This is a genomic window from Streptococcus suis, assembly GCF_017601095.1.
In the GTDB taxonomy this organism is placed as follows: Bacteria; Bacillota; Bacilli; order Lactobacillales; family Streptococcaceae; genus Streptococcus; species Streptococcus suis_Z.
Map to the genome: position 1 here is coordinate 1 of NZ_JAGFUX010000021.1, position 6,833 is coordinate 6,833.

A 6,833-nucleotide genomic window follows, 5' to 3' on the forward strand; every position below is an offset into this window, starting at 1 on the left:
TTTTGGTGTGACTGCTTCCAGAGTAAGATACCAAATCAGATATTTTGGACCTGGCGGTATTTAATAATTCAATCTGACTTTTCAGATGATCTCGTGACGTCTTCAAGTCAGACTGTAACGTCGTAAAGGTATTCTCTGGCAACTCTGCATGGTTATTGCTGTCTATGTTATAATAACCATCCTTATAAAGCAAGAGACTAGCGGAGTAATCATTCATCAGATTGATTAATGTCTGCAAGAACGTGCCGTGAACTTCGCTCAGATAAGTCCGAATACTCGTAACTGCTTGACCTTGGAGGTTGGGGTCGTTGATGAAACCTGACATAGCTGTGTTCAGACTAGAAACAGACTCACCCCATGAACCAATGGTTGTCTGGGTGCTAATCTGGAGAGAGGTGATATCGTCGAATTTGATTTTATAGCCCATAGCTTGTGAAAAAGCAGAGCAAAAACTCTGCTAAAACTCATTTTGTACAAATAAGAACTAGAATAATTATAATTCTTTGTTTAAAACTCCCATTTTTTGATACTATTTTACTTGAAAATAGGTAAGAAATTCTTTTATTTTTTCATCTATCAATGATTTATTAGCAAGTTTCTGTATCCATTCTTCTGGTATACTTTCAATTTTATACAGAGCACCAGCTAGTGTTCCAGTTATCGCTCCGATTGTATCAGTATCACCACCTAGGTTTACCGCTTTTAGAATAGCTGATTTAAAACTATCTGTCGTGCCTACACACCAAATTACAGCCTTTAGTGTATCTACAACATAGCCTGTAGAAGCTATTTCAGAAGATGGTAATTCTAAAAATTCTTTATTGAATAAGTCTGCATAGTATTCTTCAAACTCTTTCCTGTAAGGGTGAGATTGATCGAAAGATTCTAGAAATATTTTTTTTGTTCCTTTTATTGTATTTTCTAGATTATTATTCAATAACAAGCCAATAAGTATTTGAATATATAAGATTGATGCAACTACAGTTCTTGGATGTCTATGGGTAATTTTTGTATATCTTTCAATTATTTTTACTTTCTTAGGAAAATCAAATTCTTCTTGCAATAGAATCGCTAAAGGGGAAAGCCTCATCAGAGCCCCGTTTCCGTTATCCATTTCAGATTGTCCACCTGCTTCTTCAGGGAAAACACCTGACAAGTAGCGTTCAATAGCCTGATTAGTTCCAATTCCAATATCAAAACAATCACCGTATGGGGTCAAATAGCCATTGCGATATGCCGCAAATTTATCCATTAATGCTGGTAAATCAGAACACTCTGAAAGATGTTCCATTAATACCAAGGATAAAGAGGTATCATCAGACCAAGTTCCCAAAGGTTGGTTATAAGTCCCATGACCAATCATATCCGTAATACTATAGGTCCCTCTTTCTTTGAACTCAACTGGAACACCTAAAGCATCACCAATAGCTAAGCCATAGATAACCGCCTGTAGCTGTTCTTTCACAGCAAGTAAGCCCATTTGTCTAGAGTCTTCTATCCATTTTTCATGTAACCTCATTGTTTCTCCTTATCTATTTCAGCAATGTCATTTTAATCGTAATATCGTTTCCTTTTTCGATAACCTCATTAATCACAAATTTAGAATTTGAATTTAGTAGTAATTCAAGCTCACTCGGATATTGACTTATTTGATTTAACATCCCCCCTTTGGCTCCTTTTGGTGCCGCAATCTCCCAAAGTACATTATTACCATCGTGTGAAGCAAAAGAAGCCGATTTTTCAATCGAGGTGCTTATAAATGCCTGATCTGAGTAAATTTGTCCCTTTAAAGATTGCCAGTCAATACTTCCATCCATTTGCTTAGTCAATATTTTCTTAAATGGTGTAGCATCTGTTCCACGATATAAGGTCAAATCATCTGGAATTTCCATTTTATTTAATGCATACCTAATTTGATCGATTGTTGCATCTGAAACGGGGCCTAAATCATCGCTTATGCCTCTTAGGTAATTATTGATGTACCTAAATATATTCAAAAATTCTGAAAAGTTCCGCGTTATAGCTTCAACTACTGAATCAAAGTCATCACTTTATAGCTAACCTATTTCAAAGGAGTTAATTTTAAAAAATACTAGTCTAATCCATACGAAGTTTATCTCGAACTTCCATTAAAATTTTGCCTAACATGTTTTTTCCTGAACCATCACCACCGTCTCCCCAATAGCCATCATTTATAGTATGTTCAATAATTTCAAGATGATCTGTTGACAGTAATAATTCTTTCAATATAGTGTTTTGATTAAACTTTTGTTCAACAGCATAAAACATTACATCTTGCTTAATCTGCTCCCAATCTTCCTTAAGTGGATTCATTCTATTTCGTCCCTCAATAGCTGCATCCATTGGATTGGAAAGTAATCTAATTTTTTCACTAAGCTCTTTAGACTCAAATTTTTGAGCTTGAAAATAATGCTCACTTGTCGGCCAATATAGACCAGAGTCATCAAAAAATCCATAGGGAGAAAAATTTGAAAATTCACCAAAAGGTTCATTGATTTTATAAAATTTAATATTTTCCATACTTATTTTAACAAATTATAAGACATCATCTCGGTCTAAAGAATATTTATTTATAAAATTGTCTACAAAATCTTTATCATAAAGGTTTATTATCTTCAAATCACTTTTTATTCTCCATAAGAAATTCTCTTGCTCCAAAGTTATTTTTTCGAGATTTTGTTTTATCAATTCTATAAGCTCTTGACGTGTATTAGAAAGTTGTAAAAATGTAATCAAAGGATCTAAATCATACATCTCTAGGAATGAATCCTGAATAATTTTTTTTATATATAGATTAACTTTGACTTCTATCTCTTTATCCTCTCCTGCGCCCTTATTTATCCAAAATAATATCAAGTTATCCAAGATATGTTTATAGGTTTCATCATATCCATATAATCTATTGACTATAAAACCTCTGAGTAAACCTTTATCAAAAAGTTCTGTTAAGCAATTGAAACCACTATCGTATCCCCAAGCAGTTAATAACATAGAGATTTCAAAGACATACTCTCCTTGTTGCAATAACTCCTCCAATTGTCTTACTCTAGTAGATGAGATATCCTCTTGTTCTAGTTCAGAAGCATCTATAGCATAATCTGCCCCTTCCGGTATATCGTATAATAATTTATCAATATATTCTTTGTTCATATTTATCCTTTTACTTATAATTTATGTATTTTTTAGGAACTATCCCTTTAATCAATACTTCACCATCTCGAATAATATTCTGTAAATCTGAATTCGCCCTATTTAGAGCCCTCAAATTTTTAGGAGTTGGATTATTCGTATACCTTATCTGGACTTGCTGAACCTTGTTAGTAAATTGACTCACTAATTCATCGTGTGTAATAATTTCAACACCTCTTATACGTTCTGCATCAATATCTATTTGTAATTTACGTGTTTTTATAGATATAGCTTGATTACCATAATGTTTAGGACTGTTAGAAACAGTTAAGTCTGTAGTAGAAATATACGGAGATTTAGATGAATTTCCACCTCTAACGTGACTTACAGCACTACCAGAACCATTTGGATTAGCTGGCACAAGATTACCATCTGCGTCAATATAAGCTTTAGGTGCCCCTTTATGATTACTTTGAGAATAAAAATTATTATCGGAGCGAGAAACCACTTTAGGTACTTCCTTACTTGGCCTATTCAAACTAAACTTGCTCGCCGCAGACGATGCTGCAAAGCCACCTAAGATACTGCCTACAAAGGTTGCACGTTGTGCATCAGCTTCGCTTCCTCCTAGAAGTTTGATTCCATGATAACCTGCCTGACCTCCGACAAAACCGCCTACTTCACCTATCGCAAACTCAGCGAGGCCTTTAGTCACACTCTGTGTTTGTCCGATGGGTATCATCACCGCACTAGCTGTTGAAAAAAGACCTCCAACTTGATGGTATAGTTTATCATTTCCCATGAAGAGGGTATCTCGGATGGGGTTGATGGCTAAGGTTTTACCATCACCTTTGTAGCCTAGGTAAATATCTTGTCCTGCTTCTGCCACATTGGAAGCACCATAGGCGACAGTGCCTGTTCCTGCCACAATGCCTGCACCTACAACCAAAGGGGTCGCAGCGCCTGCAGTTGCTACAATAGCCGCAAGACCTACTGCAATGGTGACCGCACCTAAAGCCAAGTCTATCCAGCCCTGTTTGGTTCGCTCTTCCGCTGCCAGAGCTTCAAATCGTACTTGATCTCGTTCTTGGGCAGCTTGTAAGCGTTCCGCGTTATTGGTAAGGTGATTTGCCACAGCCTCATAAGCTGTCGCAAAACGCTCAATGTTAGTTAAACGACCAATATCCCCTGATTGATAGGTTGCTACTGTCCTAGGGCGATTACTATACTCCGCCAAGAGCGCCTTTGTTGAGGCGAGCAGCTCTTTAAAAGCTGACAAATCATGACTAGCATGGTTACTCTCATATTGCTTGATTGACTCATCTAAGGTCTTAATATCATTAATAATAAAGTTATAATGCTGGATGGTTTTGGTGTGACTGCTTCCAGAGTAAGATACCAAATCAGATATTTTGGACCTGGCGGTATTTAATAATTCAATCTGACTTTTCAGATGATCTCGTGACGTCTTCAAGTCAGACTGTAACGTCGTAAAGGTATTCTCTGGCAACTCTGCATGGTTGTTGCTGTCTATGTTATAATAACCATCCTTATAAAGCAAGAGGCTAGCGGAGTAATCATTCATCAGATTGATTAATGTCTGCAAGAACGTACCGTGAACTTCGCTCAGATAAGTCCGAATACTCGTAACTGCTTGACCTTGGAGGTTGGGGTCGTTATTCTATCCGATTTTTAAGATTATTATGAGAACTGCATAATTCTGATTGTATTGTCTTGAGCTCTTATTCTGATTGAATTTAATAAGCCAGCCCCAATTTTTCCCACTGACCAGTTTCTAAATCTAATAAGAAGTTAAATTGATAGCGTCCAAAAGAATCTATATTCTCTTCTGTAGTCGCTTCACAAACAACTTTAATTCCATTATTTTCAATATCAGAAAAATATTTCATTTCAAATCCAGAAGGTGATTTTGCTACAAGTTTTTCGTTTCCTTCTAAATCAATTACTTTTAAAAATTTTTTATCACCTTCTCCATAAATTATATACAGAAGCCTTTTTTCTTGGTTAACTTCTACATTTTTTAAATCGGATACTTCCAGTGTTAAGAACTCCAGATTATATAACCACTTTATAATACTTGTTTCAAGATGATATTCTAGAAAAAGAGTCCCATCGATACCATAATAAAAGTAAGAAATATCTGTTACCGTTCTCCGTGTCTTTAATATAACATAACCTTTTTGTTGAAAGTACCTAGCATAATATACATTAGCTAATTCGATAGATACTACTGTACTACCATAATTCCAACTGACAACATTTCCATCTCTAGTTATATGCATAAAAACTCCTTAATAAATTTCTCTTCCTAATTCTTCAATCACATCTAAATAGTCCATTCTATCTATTTCCCTAGGTAATAAGAACTCTTTCTGACCCGCTCCACCTGGTAAATATTTGTCCACTTTTAGATCAATTTGCGGACCGACTGGTCCTACTTGTACTGGTAATTCCAAACCGTCTTTTACCTTATATACAACTACTCTATCAATATCACCCTTCCAATCTACCTTAACAGCGAGTTTATTTCTTACATAGTTAACATCTGTAATTGTCCCCACATCTGTTGCGAAACCTCCTGGTTGAAAATCTTCCTGACCAGGTGACAGAGCCATCTCAAACATGTCTCCACCTTTCAAAACTCTTTTCTCCGGGATAAAACCTTTTGGCCATGGTGATTGTCCTTTAACCAACTCCAAATAATCATCAACATTCTGAAAAGGATTATGTTTAATAAATTCTTGATAGGTATGTGGAGAGATAATTCCCTCATCTAATATCCGAATTCTAGCCTCAGGTTCAATGCCAGCTTCAACAAACTCATTCCAAGCTACGTATCTCTGAGCATCTTCAGGACTCATCTCATCCATAAATGAAGTGACCTTAGTTTTACCCACATCATTCAAACTAAACTTGCTCGCCGCAGACGATGCCGCAAAACCACCTAGGATACTGCCTACAAAAGTTGCACGCTCGGCATCTGCTTCGCTTCCTCCTAGAAGTTTGGTGCCGTGATAGCCTGCCTGACCTCCGACAAAGCCTCCTACCTCACCTATCGCAAACTCAGCGAGGCCTTTAGTTACACTCTGTGTTTGTCCGATGGGGATCATCACCGCACTAGCTGTTGTAAAAAGACCTCCAACTTGATGGTATAGTTTGTCATTTCCCATGAAGAGGGTATCTCGGATGGGGTTGATGGCTAAGGTTTTACCATCACCTTTGTAGCCTAGGTAAATATCTTGTCCTGCTTCTGCCACATTGGAAGCACCATAGGCGATTGTGCCTGTTCCTGCCACAATGCCTGCACCTACAACCAAAGGGGTCGCAGCACCTGCTGTTGCTACAATAGCCGCAAGACCTACTGCAATTGTGACTGCACCTAAAGCCAAGTCTATCCAGCCCTGTTTGGTTCGCTCTTCCGCTGCCAAGGCTTCAAATCGTGCTTGATCTCGTTCTTGGGCAGCTTGTAAGCGCTCCGCATTATTGCTAAGATGATTTGCCACAGCCTCATAAGCTGTCGCAAAACGCTCAATGGTAGTTAAACGACCAATATCTCCGGATTGATAGGTTGCCACTGTCCTAGGGCGATTACTATACTCCGCCAAGAGCGCCTTTGTTGAGGCGAGCAACTCTTTAAAAGCTGACAAATCATGACTAGCATG

The 6,833-nt window shown here is 37.3% G+C and carries 7 protein-coding genes and 1 pseudogene; all 8 read right to left on the reverse strand.

Annotation, left to right across the window (positions count from 1 at the left end):
- Nucleotides 1–427, reverse strand: a 427-nt coding sequence (locus J5566_RS10185) for a T7SS effector LXG polymorphic toxin (protein WP_244229028.1), incomplete at its 3' end; no start/stop codon positions are given.
- 102 nt (nucleotides 428–529) lie between these two features.
- Nucleotides 530–1,519 (reverse strand): ADP-ribosylglycohydrolase family protein, encoded by a 990-nt coding sequence (locus J5566_RS10190; RefSeq protein ID WP_208563160.1) that lies wholly within the window; start codon nucleotides 1,517–1,519, stop codon nucleotides 530–532.
- 13 nt (nucleotides 1,520–1,532) lie between these two features.
- Complete coding sequence (locus J5566_RS10195) at nucleotides 1,533–1,997, reverse strand: ADP-ribosyltransferase (RefSeq protein ID WP_208563161.1); 465 nt, start codon at nucleotides 1,995–1,997, stop codon at nucleotides 1,533–1,535.
- A 100-nt stretch (nucleotides 1,998–2,097) separates the two neighbouring features.
- A complete protein-coding gene (locus J5566_RS10200; RefSeq protein ID WP_208563162.1) occupies nucleotides 2,098–2,541 on the reverse strand; it encodes an NADAR family protein in 444 nt (147 codons plus the stop codon).
- Nucleotides 2,542–2,556: 15 nt separating this feature from the next.
- Nucleotides 2,557–3,171 carry a hypothetical protein gene (locus tag J5566_RS10205; protein ID WP_208563163.1) on the reverse strand — a complete coding sequence of 205 codons (615 nt, stop codon included), beginning with the start codon at nucleotides 3,169–3,171 and terminating at the stop codon, nucleotides 2,557–2,559.
- Nucleotides 3,172–3,181: 10 nt separating this feature from the next.
- A pseudogene (locus J5566_RS10210) lies at nucleotides 3,182–4,813 on the reverse strand (T7SS effector LXG polymorphic toxin); the annotation flags it as partial.
- Between the two features lie 94 nt (nucleotides 4,814–4,907).
- The gene (locus J5566_RS10215; RefSeq protein ID WP_105111492.1) at nucleotides 4,908–5,453 is read right to left on the reverse strand and encodes a hypothetical protein; all 546 of its coding nucleotides are present in this window, start codon (nucleotides 5,451–5,453) and stop codon (nucleotides 4,908–4,910) included.
- A 9-nt stretch (nucleotides 5,454–5,462) separates the two neighbouring features.
- Nucleotides 5,463–6,746, reverse strand: a complete 1,284-nt coding sequence (locus J5566_RS10630) for a hypothetical protein (RefSeq protein ID WP_432215594.1) — start codon at nucleotides 6,744–6,746, stop codon at nucleotides 5,463–5,465.
- Between the last annotated feature and the right edge of the window lie 87 nt (nucleotides 6,747–6,833).

What these genes read in the sequence shown, in the direction of transcription:
- J5566_RS10205 (WP_208563163.1), bottom strand. Translation starts at nt 3,171, where the DNA reads ATGAACAAAGAATATATTGATAAATTATTATACGATATACCGGAAGGG.
- J5566_RS10190 (WP_208563160.1), bottom strand. Translation starts at nt 1,519, where the DNA reads ATGAGGTTACATGAAAAATGGATAGAAGACTCTAGACAAATGGGCTTA.
- J5566_RS10215 (WP_105111492.1), bottom strand. Translation starts at nt 5,453, where the DNA reads ATGCATATAACTAGAGATGGAAATGTTGTCAGTTGGAATTATGGTAGT.
- J5566_RS10200 (WP_208563162.1), bottom strand. Translation starts at nt 2,541, where the DNA reads ATGGAAAATATTAAATTTTATAAAATCAATGAACCTTTTGGTGAATTT.